Raw genomic sequence first — 13,145 nt, 5'->3', positions numbered from 1 at the left:
TCAGGCACCGTTTCTCGCTCCTGCGTCGCTTGCGAAACGGTGCCTGATCGACGGGACGGGCCGCGACCGCCGCTGCGCGGCGGACCCTCCTCGAGGTCGGGTCGGGCGGCTGATTGTTTCGAGGGCTCGCTGTCGTGTGTGGTCGGTACCCTTGGCTGTAGCGGCCGCGGAGGTCGGCCTGAGCGGAGGCGATGTCGGTGAGCGGTGGGGTAGGGGCGTCGTTCGATCCGGATCGGATCGCGGGGCTGCGCGGACAGACCGGCGCGCAGCCGCCCGCGCGGCGGGGCCTGGTCACGGCGTGGACGCGCGCGGCCGTGGTGATCGTCGGATTCGTCGGGTCGCTGTACGTGATCGAGGGTGTGGACGCGGTGCTCTCGGCCGACCGGCCCGCGGGCGCGGCGGGGCAGCTCGACGCGGGCGGCATCGAACCGCGCGAGGTCGACGGGCTCGACGGCATCCTGTGGGCGCCGCTGCTGCACGGCGGCTGGGACCACCTGCTCGCCAACACCCTGCCCCTGCTGGTGCTCGGGTTCCTGGTGCTGCTGTCCGGGATCGGGCGCGGCATCGCGGCCACCGCGATCGTGTGGGTGGTCGCCGGGGTCGGCACCTGGCTGACCGGCTCCGCGGGCAGCGTGCACGTCGGCGCGTCCTCGCTGGTGTTCGGCTGGCTGACGTATCTGATCTGCCGGGGCTGGTTCGCCCGCAATGTGGGGCAGATCGTGCTCGGCGTGGTGATCTTCCTGTTCTACGGCTCGATGCTGTGGGGCGTGCTGCCCAGCGATCCCCTAATTTCTTGGCAGGGACATCTTTTCGGGGCGGTGGGTGGAGTCCTGGCGGGCTGGGTACTCTCTGGTGATGAACGTCGACGCCGCCGTGGAGCATCGGTCGGCCGCGCAGTACCAACGCGGTAGCCGGGGGTCCGGTCTGGAATATGGGGGGGATCCTGCATTGAGCACCAGCACGTCGTGGCAGCATGGGGGCATGCGCCTTACCGTCCTCGGGTGCTCGGGCAGCGTGTCCGGCCCGGACTCCCCAGCGTCGGGGTACCTGCTGACCGGTCCTGACATGAGGCCGACCGTCATCGACTTCGGTCCCGGCGTGTTCGGCGCGCTCCAGAAGCACATGAACCCGGGTGACGTCGACATCTTCCTCACCCACCTGCACGCGGACCACTGCCTCGACCTGCCCGCGCTGCTGGTCTGGCGCCGCTACCACCCGAACCCGCCGCAGGGCAGGGCGCTGGTGCGCGGCCCCTCCGACGCCGCGCTGCGCATCGGCAACGCCTCCGCCGAGATCGGCGGCGAGACCGACGACTGGTCCGACGTGATCGACTCGCAGGCCTGGGCCGAGAACGTCCCGGTGCCGTTCGGTCCCGGCCACACGGTCGAAGCCCGCCGCATGTACCACCCGCCGGAGTCCTACGGCCTGCGGATCACCGCCGCCGACGGCCGCGTCTTCGTCTACACCGGCGACACCGCGATGTGCGATGCCGTCGTCGAGCTGGCCCAGGGCGCCGATGTGCTCATGTCCGAGGCCTCCTGGACCCACGACCCGGCGAATCGTCCTCCCGGCATTCACCTTTCGGGCACCGAGGCGGGCGAGATCGCGACCCGGGCCGGCGCGAAGGAACTGCTGCTCACTCACATTCCGCCGTGGACGTCGCGCGAGGACGTCATCGCCGAGGCCAAGGCGGCCTTCGCCGGTCCCGTCCACGCGGTGGCACCGGGCGAAACCTTCGACCTCTAGCCCCCGCCCGCCCCGGATCGCCGTCGGCCAATACACTCAGGCTCGTGTCGAGACGAGCCGATGGCAGGGCGGATGACGAACTCCGCGAGGTAAGGATCACCCGTGGCTTCACCACGCATCCGGCGGGATCGGTGCTGGTGGAGTTCGGCCAGACCAGGGTGATGTGCACGGCCAGCGTCACCGAGGGTGTGCCGCCGTGGCGCCGGGATTCCGGACTGGGCTGGCTCACCGCGGAATACGCGATGCTGCCCGCCGCGACCCACACCCGCAGCGGACGCGAGTCGGTGAAGGGCAAGGTCGGTGGCCGCACCCAGGAGATCAGCAGGCTGATCGGCCGCTCGCTGCGCGCCTGCATCGACCTGGCCGCGCTCGGCGAGAACACCATCGCCCTCGACTGCGACGTGCTGCAGGCCGACGGCGGCACCCGTACCGCCGCCATCACCGGCGCCTACGTGGCGCTCTCCGACGCGGTCACCTATCTGGCCGCGGCGGGCAAACTGGCCGACCCGCAGCCGATTTCGTGCATGATCGCCGCGGTGAGCGTCGGCGTCGTCGACGGCAGGGTGCGGCTGGACCTGCCCTACGAGGAGGACTCGCGCGCCGAGGTCGACATGAACGTGGTCGCCACCGACACCGGCACCCTGGTCGAGATCCAGGGCACCGGCGAGGGCGCGACGTTCCCGCGCTCGACCCTGGACAAGCTGCTCGATTCCGCACTGGCAGGCTGCGAGCAGCTGTTCGCGGTCCAGAAGGAAGCGCTGGCACTGCCGTATCCGGGCGTGCTGCCCGAGCCCGCGGGGAAGAAGTAGCCCGTGGCCGTGCGTGTGCTGGTCGCGAGCCGAAACGCCAAGAAGCTGAAGGAACTGCGCCGCATCCTCGACGAGGCGGGCGTGGCCGGGATCGAACTGGTGAGCCTGGCCGATGTGCCGCCCTACGAGGAGGCCCCCGAAACCGGCGCCACCTTCGAGGAGAACGCGATCGCCAAGGCCCGTGACGGCGCCGTCGCCACCGGATTGCCCTGTGTGGCAGATGATTCCGGGATCGAAGTGGACGCGCTCAACGGGATGCCCGGCGTGCTGTCGGCCCGCTGGTCCGGTCGCCACGGCGACGACCAGGCCAACAACGCCCTGCTGCTCGGCCAGCTCGGCGACGTCCCCGACGAGCGGCGCGGCGCGGCGTTCGTCTCCACCTGCGCCCTCGTGCTGCCCGACGGCACCACCACCGTGGTCCGTGGTGAGTGGCGCGGCAGGATCGCGCGCGAGCCGTCCGGTGACGGTGGCTTCGGCTACGACCCGCTGTTCTGGCCCGAGGGCGGTACCGGCAGTGCGGCCGAGCTCACCCCCGCCGAGAAGGACGCCGTCTCGCATCGCGGCCGCGCCCTAATCCAGCTGCTCCCCGCACTGTCGGCCCTGGCCTGAGCCGCGCTCGAGCAGCACAGGCGAGGGCGGCGGGAGCCGCTCGACTGAACGCCGACGCGAGCGCTCGTCGTCAGCCGAAACGACGATCGCCGCCGTCCCGGGTCGTTCGGGCGGCGGCGATCGGCGTAGGTGGGGTCAGAGGTTGTACTGCTCTTTGACCTCTTTGGCGTTGCGATGCTCGACGAAGAACGACAGCAGCGGGATGGTGCCCGCGATCAGGGTGCCGACGGTGCGGCCGATCGGCCAGCGCACCTTGACCGCGAGGTCGGCCGTGACGAGCAGGTAGGCGAAGTACACCCAGCCGTGCACGACCGCGATCCAGCTCGGGGTGTCGACGCCGAAGCCGTACTTGGCGATCATCTCGATGGTGAGCAGCAGCAGCCACAGGCCGGTGACCCACGCCAGCACCCGGTAGCGCTGCAGCGCCGGGCGGATCTTGGCGGCGCCCGCCGCGGGCGCCCGATCCTGGTCGAGCGACGGTGCGGTGGTGTCTTTGTCGGTGGTCACCCGGCGTTCCTCTCCGTGGCGCGCGACCCGGCCGAGCGGACCTGCGCGTCGATGTCGTTGGCGTGCAGACTCGCCAGGTATGCGTTGTAGGCGACCGTCTCGGGGTCGTCGGTGGGCGCGGCCTTCGGGCGTTCGGGCAGGATCCCGGCGGGGATCTCGCGCGGCGCTTCCGGCCGGGCCCGGTCCGGTGCGGTCGCAGGCTCCTCGGCCTCGCGCTCGAGCCGCACGAACCGGACGTAGGCGAAGACCGCGAACGCGGCGAACAGCGGCCACTGCAGCGCGTAGCCGAGATTCTGTCCGGTGCCCGACGCCGATTCGAACCGTTCCCACTGCCACCAGGCCAGCGCGAGGCAGCCCGCGGCGACGACAACGACCAGCGCGATCAGGGCCGGCTTGTTGTGCGCGGGGCGTTCGGGTGAAGCGGACACGCGCTCCACGGTACCCGCCTACTACAGGCGGCGTAGGAGCAGGTCGCGGGGTCAGAACTTGTAGGTGATCCCCGTCATCCGCTCGGATTCGGTCCACAGCCTGCGCAGCAGCTGCGGATCGCGCGAGATGCCGCTCGACGGGCACGCCTCGACCGGACCCTGCGACTGCATCCACCGGTTCGGACCCCAGTAGACGGTCGGGTCGGCGTCGGGTTCGGTCGCGGCGAACAGGGTGGAGTGCGCGGCCTTGGCCGGCGGATGGCCGATGAGCTTGATGAACGGCTTGCTGACCCGGTCGAGCGGGGTCTCGGTGCGGGCGAACAGGTCGGTCGCGGAGACGCCGGGGTGCACGGCGTAGGACTTCGTCGTCGAGCCCGCCTCGGTGAGCCTGCGCTGGAGTTCGCGCCCGAACATGAGGTTGGCCAGTTTGGCCTGGGCGTAGGCAAGGTTGCGCTGGTAGCGGCGGTTCTCGTAGTTGAGGTCGTCGATCCACAGCTTGGGGGTCTGCTTGTGGGCGATGCTGGCCAGGGTGACCACCCGATCGGTGATCTTGTCCAGCAGCAGGCCGGTGAGGGCGAAGTGGCCGAGGTGGTTGACGCCGAACTGGGTCTCGAACCCGTCGGCGGTGCGGGAGAACGGGATGTTCATCAGGCCCGCGTTGTTGATCAGCACGTCGAACTCGCCCTGCTGCTCGGCGAACGCGCGCACGGAAGCCAGGTCGGCCAGGTCGAGGGCGGCCACGCGGACGTCGCCGGGGATGGCGTCGGCGATCGGCTGGGCCTTGGCCGCGTTGCGGCAGGCCATGATCACGGTGGCACCCTTGCCTGCCAGCACCCTGGTGGTTTCGGCACCGAGGCCGCCGTTGGCCCCGGTGATCACGAACGTGCGCCCGGTCTGGTCCGCGATGTCAGTTGGTTTCCATGCCATGGCCCGGATCTTACTCTTCGGTAAGATCGGCGCATAGGGTTCAGTCGAGCAGCCCCGCCAGCGTACGGGCGCAGGCGGGCCTTCGGAGCTTGGTCATCGCCTTCGCCTCGATCTGGCGGGCCCGCTCCCGGGAGACGCCGAGTTCGGATCCCACCTCCTCCAGCGTGCGGCCCTCGCCGCGATCCAGGCCGTAGCGCAGCCGGATCACCGCCGACTCGCGCTCGGTGAGCCCGGCCAGCGCGGCGGCGAGATGACCGGGGATCATCCGCCGCGCGACCACCTCGGCGGGCGCGGGCGCGGCATCGGGGAGCAGGGCGCCGAGTTCGGTGTCCTCGCCGACGGGCGCGTGCAGCGACACCGGCTCGGCCTCGTACCGCAGCATCGCCTCGACCTGGGCGACGGTGAGCTCGGCGGCCGCGGCCAGCTCCTCGACGGTGACCGAGCGGCCCAGCTGATGGGTGAGCTCGCGCCGCACCCGGGTCACCCGGTGCAGCACGTCGGCCACGTTCGAGGGCAGCCGGATCGTCCTACCCTGATCGGTCAGCGCGCGACCGATCGACTGGCGGATCCAGTAGGTGGCGTAGGTCGAGAGCTTGAGCCCGCGCCGGTGGTCGAACTTCTCCACCGCGCGCATCAGGCCGAGCGTGCCCTCCTGGATCAGATCCAGCAGCGACATCCCCGTATTCGTGGGGAACCGGCGCGCGATCGAGACGACAAGGCGCAGGTTCGCGCGCACCATCTGGTCCTTGGCCCGCAGCCCGTCGATCTCGGTGCGGCGCAGCAGCTCTCGCTGGGCGGCGCTCGGTTCGACGCCGGCCGCGGCGTTCTCGGCCAGTTCGGCGCGTGCCGCGATGCCCGCGGCGACGCGGACGGCGAGCGCGTGCTCCTCGGCGGGGGTGAGCAGGGGAGTGCGGGCGATGGCGGTCAGGTAGTCGCGGACGGGATCGGTGGTGACAGGCAAGAGAACTCCCAGGCAGCGGCGGGTTCGGGGGAGAGGGGTGGGGGCGATGCATCGCCCCCACCCTGGCGGCATCAGCGGCCGGGAATCCGTAGCGGCTTGCGCACGGTCGTCGACCTGGTCTGCGCTCCGCGGATGGCCGAGCCTGCGCCGCGACGCCGGGACACCGGGTAGCTCGCGCGGTCGGGCGTGCCGGTGCGGCGCGGGCTCGGCGGAGTGTCGGACGCGGTCAGGATCGCGCGGACCGTGTCGTCGAGGGTTGGTCGCATCGTCGTGTATCGGGCCATATCGGCTGCTCCTTCGTCGGTGGTGCGGATGAGTCGGGGTCGGGCGGCGATATCGGGTCCGTGCGGCATGCGCTGTCTCCTTCGATCGGTGTCGCGCTCGGCGACGAACACAAACTTAGAACCGACCTAAAAATATGTCAAGCATAAATTTATGACGACTTCAGCTATGGTGATGGCATGACCACGCAGCAGGGCCTCCGAGCCAGGAAGAAACAGCAGACCAGGGAGCAGATCTCGCACCGGGCGACCGAGCTGTTCCTGGCCCGCGGCTTCGACCGGGTGACCATCGCCGACGTCGCCGCGGCCGCCGAGGTGGCCAAGATGACCGTCACCAACTACTTCCCGCGCAAGGAGGACCTCGCCCTCGACCTGGGCGAGGTCTACGCCGGACAACTCGCCGCGGTCGTGCGCGATCGCGCGCCGGGCGAATCCGCGCTGGCCGCCCTGCGCCGCGCCTACCTCGCGGCGGTGGCGGCGCAGGACCCGGTGATCGGATTCAGCGGCAGGCCGTTCGCGAAGATGATCACCGACAGTCCCGCGCTGGTGGCGCGCCTGCGCGAGTTCAACGAGGACCGCGAGACCGCGCTGGCCCGCGCGCTGGCCGAGGACACCGGCGCCGCGCCGGGGGACATCACGCCGCGGGTGGCCGCGGCCCAGCTCGCCGGCGTGCACCGGGTGCTGTTCGAGGAGATCCTGCGCCGCACCCTGGCCGACGAGCCCAACGACGAGATCGCCACGGCCATGGCCGAATACGCGCGCGTCGCCTTCGACAGGCTCGAACCGGGGCTCGCCGGGTACGCCGTGCGCTGAGGATCGTTGACGATTTGCTGCCGTGTCACTGAAGTCCCTGCCGCGGCGGGAAAGCCCATACTGGGGCCATGCCGGATGGTGTCGCTGTAGACGAACCCGTCGCGCCGATGAGCAAGGCCAAGATCAACGTCATCTTCGCGACGGTCGTGCTCGGCATGCTCATGGCCGCCCTCGACCAGACCATCGTCTCGGCCGCGCTGCCCTCGATCGTGGCCGATCTCGGCAGCGCGGGACACATGGCCTGGGTGGTGACCGCCTACCTGCTCGCCGAGGCGGTCGCGACCGTGCTCGCGGGCAAACTCGGTGACCTGTTCGGCCGCAAACTGCTCTTCCAGGTGAGCGGCCTGATCTTCATCGTTGGTTCGGCGCTGGCCGGGCTCGCGCCGGGCATGGCCGTGCTGATCCTGGCCAGGGGCATCCAGGGCGTCGGCGCCGGTGGGCTGATGGTCACCTCGATGGCGCTGATCGCCGACACCATTCCGCTGCGTGAGCGCGGCAAGTATCAGGGCGCGCTCGGCGCGGTCTTCGGCATCACCACCGTCGTCGGTCCGACCCTGGGCGGGCTGTTCACCGATCACGCGAGCTGGCGCTGGTGCTTCTATGTCAACGTGCCGCTGGCGATCCTGATGATCGCGATGGCCGCGCGGACTCTGCCGCGGCTGCGCTCGGTCGTGCGGCCGGTGATCGACTACCTCGGGATCGGGCTCGTCGCGCTCGGCGTCTCGGCGCTGATCCTCGGGCTCGAATTCGGCGGCAACGAGTATCCGTGGGGCTCCTGGCAGATCATCGGGCTGTTCGTGCTGGCGGTGGCGTTGCTGATCGGCTTCGTGCTGGTGGAGAACCGGGCGGTGGCGCCGATGCTGCCGATGCGGCTGTTCCGCAGCCGGGTGTTCACGGTGTCCTCGGTGCTCAGCTTCATCGTCGGCTTCGCCATGCTCGGCTCGATGACCTATCTGCCCGCCTACCTGCAGTACGTCGACGGCGCGACGGCCACGGTGTCGGGCGTGCGCACCTTGCCGCTGGTCGTCGGCCTGTTCATCACCTCGGTCTTCTCCGGGCAGGTGGTCGGGCGGACCGGGCGCTACCGCTATTTCCCGATCGTCGGCATGGCGGTGATGGCGCTCGGCTTGGCCCTGATGTCGACGATGGGCCGCGAAACCAGCGTGTGGCTGGAATCGCTGTACATGCTGATCCTGGGCGCGGGCCTGGGCCTGTCCATGCAGGTGCTCACCATCGTCGTGCAGAACACGGTGCCCTACGCCGACCTCGGCACCGCCACCTCGGGCGTGACCTTCTTCCGCACCCTCGGTAGCGCCTTCGGCACCGCGGTGTTCGGCACCCTCTACACCAACAAGAGCGGGCCCGCGCTCACCGAGGCGCTGCGGCAGTCACCCGGCGTCCCGCCCGAGGCGGCGGCGAATCCGCAGGTCCTGCGCGAACTGCCGATCGAGCGGGCCGCGCCGATCATCGACGCCTACGCCGACTCGATCAACTACGTCTTCCGCTGGGTGATCCCGGTGGCGCTGATCGGGTTCGTCGTCGCCTGGTTCCTGCCGCAGGTACGGCTGCGCGACAGCGCCAGGCACGGCGCGGGCGACATCGGCGAGGGCTTCTCGATGCCCGACTCCGACGACCGGGTGGTGCAGCTGGAACGGGCGGTCGCGGCGACCGTGCGCAAGGCGCGGGCCCAGAAACCGATCATCCCGGAACTGATCTCCGCGGCGGGCAGCAGGCTGAGCCCCGACACCGCGTGGGCGCTGGCGCAGGTCTACCTCTACGGCAAGCAGGGGCAACCGGCCACGGTGTACGCCATCGCGTTCCGCCACCGGCTGCCGGTGGAGGTGCTCTCGCCGGTCTTCCGGCGCGCGGTCGACGACGGTCTGCTGCGCGACGCAACGGGCACCCTGTCGCTGACCGAGCACGGCGACACCGAGGTCGAGCTGCTGCGCACCGGCTGGCGCCGCTGGCTCGGCGACCGTCTCGACGACTGGAACTACCAGGACCCCGCCGACCGCGCGCTGCTCGACGAGGCCCTGTCGAACATCGCGGGCAAGCTGCTCGAACAAGGCGCCGACGCCGAGCCGGTGAAGGTCTGACCTTGTCAGCCGAATACTCGTAGACGTATATTCGTAGACGAGTAAGGAGGCGGTCATGGCCACGAAGCGCAAGGTGAACAACCTGCTGGCGCTCGCCGTGCTGTCGGTGATCGTGCAGCGGCCGATGCACCGGTACGAGATCGCCGCCACCCTGCGCGCCCACGGCAAAGACAAGGACATGGACATCAAGTGGGGTTCGCTCTACACGGTGGTCCAGAACATGGCGAAGGCCGGATTCCTCGAGGTCGTCGGCAGTGAACGCGACGGCGCCAGGCCGGAACGGGTGATCTACCGGATCACCGACGCGGGCCGCGCCGAGATGGCCGACTGGACCAGGGAACTGATCGCTGCGCCCGAACCCGAGGCCCGCCGGTTCATCGCAGGCCTGTCCGTGCTGGCCGTCCTCCCGCCCGACGAGGTGATCGAACTGCTCGGTGACCGGATCGCCGCGCTCGACCAGATCATCGCGCGCACGAGCGCCGACCTCGCCGCATTGACCGGCACGCTGCCCCGGCTGTTCGTCATCGAATCCGAGTACGGGCTGGCGATGCTGGAGGCCGAAGCGGCATGGACGCGCGCCCTGCGCGAGGAACTGCGCGACGGCACGTTCGACGGACTCGACCGCTGGCAGCAGTGGCATGCCGAGGGCATGCCCGCCGCGCGGATCGCCGAGCTCGGCGAAAGGGGGAACGACTAGCTCCCGCACTCAGAAAACCCGGACCCGGTGGTGTGCGGCAACACCCCACCGAGCCCGGGAACCGTCCCGACACCCGCAGTACGCACGCGCACCCGGCCTCGAGGCTGGCAACCACAGGATAGCTGGGTGACGCGCAGATCAGATCTGGAGATCACCCATGTCCACCACTCGTTCCGCACTCGTCATCGGCGGCGGCATCGCCGGACCCGTCGTCGCCACCGCCCTGCGCGCAGCGGGCATCGATGCCCCGGTGTACGAGGCCTATTCGGGCCCTTCCGAGGGCATCGGCTCCGGGCTCGCGCTCGCCCCCAACGGCATCGCCGCGCTCGACCTGCTCGGCGCAGGTGACGCGGTGCGCGCCATCGCGCTCCCCGTCGCCGGGTCGCGACTGTCCGTCGGCGGCCGCGAGCACATCCTGCCGGTCCTGGCCGATCAACCGCCGCTGCAGGTCGTCGATCGCGGGGAGTTGCACCGCGTGCTGCACGATCACGCGGTCGCGGCCGGAGTGCCGTTCACCTACGACAAACGGCTGGTCCGGGTCGACGAGCACGCCGACGGCATCACCGCCCACTTCACCGACGGCACCACCGCGACCGCCGACATCCTGATCGGCGCCGACGGCATCCGGTCCACCGTGCGCGGACTCATCGACCCGGCCGCGCCCGGCCCCGGCTACACCGGCATGCTCGGATTCGGCGCGCGCGTCGAGTACGACCTCGACCTGCCCGACGACACCATGGTGTTCGCGTTCGGCGCCAAGGCCTACTACCTGTACTGGAAGGCGGCCGACGGGCACGTCACCTGGGGCGCGAATCTGCCGAGCAAGCAGTATCTGTCGTTGACCGAGGCCCGCGCGGTCCCGGCCGAGCAGTGGCTGCGGATCCTGCGCGAGACCTACGCGCCCGACACCCCCGGCGGCGAATTCGCGCGCCGCACCACGGCCGAGAACCTGGAGATCACCGGGGCGCTGCACATCATGCCGCCGGTGCCGCACTGGTACCGCGACCGGATGGTGCTGGTCGGTGACGCGGTGCACGCGCCGTCCAACAGTTCAGGGCAGGGCGCCTCGCTGGCGATCGAGAGCGCGGTCCAGCTGGCCCGCTGTCTGCGCGACATCGATGCGCCCACCGAGGCGTTCGCGGCCTACGAACAGTTGCGCCGGTCCCGGGTGGAGGGCATCACCGCCCGCGCCGCCAAGATCAACCACAGCAAGACGCCCGGCCCGTTCGCCCGGAAGGTGATGAACGCGATGATGCCGCTGATGGTGCGGACGGTGATGAACCCGGAGAAGACGATGGGTGGCGAACGCCGCTACCGCATCGACTGGGACGCCCCGGTACAGCGGGAACTGCGCACCGCGGAGCGCGGATCGAGGCGGTGACAGCCGTCTTCCACGGCACGGTGAGCTAGCGCTGCCCGGACGTGGCGACCGGCGCGTCGATCGGGCCGGTCGGGGCGAAGTGTTCGCGGTACACCCAGGCGAAGACGGTGACGCACAGGGTGAGCCAGGCCAGGCCGAAGATCCAGCCCGCCAGCACATCGGTGGACCAGTGCACCCCCAGGTAGATCCGGGACAGGCCCACCGCGATAGGGAACAGCACCGCGAACACGGTGGCTGCCACGCGCAGCCACCGGCGGCGCAGGCCGGGGATCACGGTCAGCGCGACGATGCCCACCACCACGGTGGTGCCGAGCGTGTGGCCGGACGGATACGACAGGCTCGGCTCGGCCACCAGCCGGGACACCTCCGGCGGCCGGTGCCTGCCGACGAGCCGCTTGATCACCACCACGAGCACGCCGGCGCCCGCGGAGGTGAGCGCGACGAGCGCCACCGTCGCCCAGTCCCGGCGCGCGGCGAACCACGCGACGGTGAGCGTGGCGAGGATCGTCATCGACAGGGTGTCGCCCAGATCGGTGACGAACCGGGCGATCGAGGTGAGCGGCTCGCCGCGATGGGCGATCATCCAGTCGAGCACTCTCGGATCGATCCGGATGATCCCGGCGTCGTTGTTGACCTGCCAGGTGAGCACGCCGACGAGCGTCAGGGCGACGGCCAGCAGCGTCGCGGCCAGCGGCAGCCTGCGGCCCAGCGTCGACCACGCGAGCTCACAGGTGGGGGGTCGGAAAGAGGCAATCGGCATAACTACCAGATTGCCAGGCGCGGCGTCAGGCCTCGAAGACCACGGTGTTTCCGGCCACATCGCGGGTGCCGGCGATCTTCTTGATCGCCTTCACCAGGTCGGCGACGCTGTCCCACACCCGCGGCGGCTCACCCTCGATGTTGCCGATGGTGTACCAGGTGTCGGTGCCGCGATAGCGGACGAGACCGTGGCCCGCGTCGTCGAGCATGACGTCGAGCTCGCCGGACACCGTCCCTTCCTCTTCGGTCATGACGGCGCTCTCGGCGGTGATCTCGATCGTCTCGCTTATTTGAACTCTCCTCGGCGGAGGCAGTCGTCGACTGCGGTGCGCAACGCGGTGTGCTCGGCGGTATCAACGGTCAGGGCGTACTTTATCTTGACCTTCACGTAATGCTCGACATAGGCGCACCGGAATTCGCCCGGCGGCAGGTAGTTCGCGGGGTCCTGGTCGCCCTTGGAGCGGTTGGCCGACGGGTCGGCGGCGACCAGGTTCATCGAGTCGTTCGCGATGCGCCTGCGGGTGTCCTCGTCGCGGTCGGCGGCGCCGGAGCGCCAGGCCTCGGCGAGCGCGACGATGTGTTCGGCGTCGACCTTGGACGGGTCGGTCATGAACTTGTACGGGCCGAGCTGCCCGGTCTTCTTGTCGATGAACCCGTAGTGGTCCTGCCAGCCCGCGCCCGAAGGCACCTTCAGCTCACAGGTTTTCGCGTCGAGGGTGACCCCGCCGGTGGCATCGCGCAGCATCATCACCTCGCGGCTGGTGCACTTGGCGTACTGGGCCAGCTCGCCGGTGAAGCCGTGCTCGGGCTTGTTGGTGTCCCAGTGCGGGAACTGTTCGCGCGTGTAGCCCGTCATCGGGCCTTCCTTCGCGACGACGAGCTTGCCGATCAGGTCGCCGATCTCCTTGCCCGAGACCGTCGCAGCGGTCGCCGACCCCGGCCCCGGCGCGGTGGGACTCACCTTGTCCAGCAACGAATTCGCGACGGTGAGCACGACGGCGAGCAGCACCGCGCCTGCCAGCGCCAACAGCGCCCGGCCCAGAGGAGAGCCACCGATCGAGGACCACTTCATGCCCGTACCACCCACACGCTTCGTCGAAAATGAACCGGCACAACCTAACGGCCGCGCGC

16 protein-coding genes are annotated in these 13,145 nt (G+C 70.1%); 8 read left to right on the top strand and 8 right to left on the bottom strand.

What is annotated here, in order from left to right; all coding sequences use genetic code 11:
* The first annotated feature begins 191 nt into the window (after positions 1–191).
* From AB0H56_RS31495 to rdgB, 4 genes are all read left to right on the top strand, one after another.
* Positions 192–911 (top strand): rhomboid family intramembrane serine protease, encoded by a 720-nt coding sequence (locus tag AB0H56_RS31495; RefSeq protein WP_357170327.1) that lies wholly within the window; start codon positions 192–194, stop codon positions 909–911.
* Between the two features lie 70 nt (positions 912–981).
* On the top strand, positions 982–1,746 hold the full coding sequence (locus AB0H56_RS31490) for a cyclic nucleotide-degrading phosphodiesterase (protein ID WP_357170324.1): 765 nt from the start codon (positions 982–984) through the stop codon (positions 1,744–1,746).
* 44 nt (positions 1,747–1,790) lie between these two features.
* Positions 1,791–2,555, top strand: coding sequence for a ribonuclease PH (rph, locus tag AB0H56_RS31485; protein WP_357170321.1), 765 nt, complete (start codon positions 1,791–1,793; stop codon positions 2,553–2,555).
* Positions 2,556–2,558: 3 nt separating this feature from the next.
* Complete coding sequence (gene rdgB / locus AB0H56_RS31480) at positions 2,559–3,164, top strand: RdgB/HAM1 family non-canonical purine NTP pyrophosphatase (RefSeq protein WP_357170318.1); 606 nt, start codon at positions 2,559–2,561, stop codon at positions 3,162–3,164.
* Between the two features lie 135 nt (positions 3,165–3,299).
* Here the strand turns inward: rdgB and AB0H56_RS31475 are convergent, their stop codons facing one another.
* The 5 genes from AB0H56_RS31475 to AB0H56_RS31455 all read right to left on the bottom strand — a co-directional run bounded on the left by AB0H56_RS31475 (position 3,300) and on the right by AB0H56_RS31455 (position 6,340).
* Positions 3,300–3,599, bottom strand: coding sequence for a DUF3817 domain-containing protein (locus AB0H56_RS31475; RefSeq protein WP_357170336.1), 300 nt, complete (start codon positions 3,597–3,599; stop codon positions 3,300–3,302).
* A 68-nt stretch (positions 3,600–3,667) separates the two neighbouring features.
* Positions 3,668–4,108, bottom strand: coding sequence for a transcriptional regulator (locus AB0H56_RS31470; RefSeq protein WP_357170315.1), 441 nt, complete (start codon positions 4,106–4,108; stop codon positions 3,668–3,670).
* A gap of 42 nt (positions 4,109–4,150) precedes the next feature.
* On the bottom strand, positions 4,151–5,026 hold the full coding sequence (locus AB0H56_RS31465) for an oxidoreductase (RefSeq protein ID WP_357170312.1): 876 nt from the start codon (positions 5,024–5,026) through the stop codon (positions 4,151–4,153).
* Between the two features lie 40 nt (positions 5,027–5,066).
* Complete coding sequence (locus AB0H56_RS31460; RefSeq protein WP_357170309.1) at positions 5,067–5,987, bottom strand: sigma-70 family RNA polymerase sigma factor; 921 nt, start codon at positions 5,985–5,987, stop codon at positions 5,067–5,069.
* A 71-nt stretch (positions 5,988–6,058) separates the two neighbouring features.
* Positions 6,059–6,340, bottom strand: a complete 282-nt coding sequence (locus tag AB0H56_RS31455; protein WP_357170306.1) for a hypothetical protein — start codon at positions 6,338–6,340, stop codon at positions 6,059–6,061.
* Between the two features lie 108 nt (positions 6,341–6,448).
* Here AB0H56_RS31455 and AB0H56_RS31450 point away from each other — a divergent pair, with 108 nt between their 5' ends.
* The 4 genes from AB0H56_RS31450 (at position 6,449) to AB0H56_RS31435 (ending at position 11,255) form a co-directional block, all read left to right on the top strand.
* A complete protein-coding gene (locus AB0H56_RS31450; RefSeq protein ID WP_357170304.1) occupies positions 6,449–7,081 on the top strand; it encodes a TetR family transcriptional regulator in 633 nt (210 codons plus the stop codon).
* 68 nt (positions 7,082–7,149) lie between these two features.
* Complete coding sequence (locus AB0H56_RS31445; protein ID WP_357170301.1) at positions 7,150–9,177, top strand: MDR family MFS transporter; 2,028 nt, start codon at positions 7,150–7,152, stop codon at positions 9,175–9,177.
* A gap of 55 nt (positions 9,178–9,232) precedes the next feature.
* Positions 9,233–9,874, top strand: a complete 642-nt coding sequence (locus tag AB0H56_RS31440) for a PadR family transcriptional regulator (RefSeq protein ID WP_357170297.1) — start codon at positions 9,233–9,235, stop codon at positions 9,872–9,874.
* A 157-nt stretch (positions 9,875–10,031) separates the two neighbouring features.
* Positions 10,032–11,255, top strand: coding sequence for an FAD-dependent monooxygenase (locus AB0H56_RS31435; protein WP_357170294.1), 1,224 nt, complete (start codon positions 10,032–10,034; stop codon positions 11,253–11,255).
* A gap of 25 nt (positions 11,256–11,280) precedes the next feature.
* Here the strand turns inward: AB0H56_RS31435 and AB0H56_RS31430 are convergent, their stop codons facing one another.
* Genes AB0H56_RS31430 through AB0H56_RS31420 form a run of 3 tightly spaced genes read right to left on the bottom strand, consistent with a single transcriptional unit; the run spans position 11,281 to position 13,086 of the window.
* The gene (locus AB0H56_RS31430; RefSeq protein ID WP_357170291.1) at positions 11,281–12,015 is read right to left on the bottom strand and encodes a phosphatase PAP2 family protein; all 735 of its coding nucleotides are present in this window, start codon (positions 12,013–12,015) and stop codon (positions 11,281–11,283) included.
* A gap of 25 nt (positions 12,016–12,040) precedes the next feature.
* Positions 12,041–12,265 carry a hypothetical protein gene (locus AB0H56_RS31425; protein ID WP_357170288.1) on the bottom strand — a complete coding sequence of 75 codons (225 nt, stop codon included), beginning with the start codon at positions 12,263–12,265 and terminating at the stop codon, positions 12,041–12,043.
* A gap of 35 nt (positions 12,266–12,300) precedes the next feature.
* The gene (locus AB0H56_RS31420) at positions 12,301–13,086 is read right to left on the bottom strand and encodes an HNH endonuclease family protein (RefSeq protein WP_357170285.1); all 786 of its coding nucleotides are present in this window, start codon (positions 13,084–13,086) and stop codon (positions 12,301–12,303) included.
* Positions 13,087–13,145: the final 59 nt, after the last annotated feature.

It is taken from the genome of Nocardia sp. NPDC050717, from assembly GCF_040654275.1.
GTDB lineage: Bacteria > Actinomycetota > Actinomycetes > Mycobacteriales > Mycobacteriaceae > Nocardia.
Note: the sequence above shows the minus strand (reverse complement) of the source record. Positions and strands in the feature narration are given on the sequence as shown.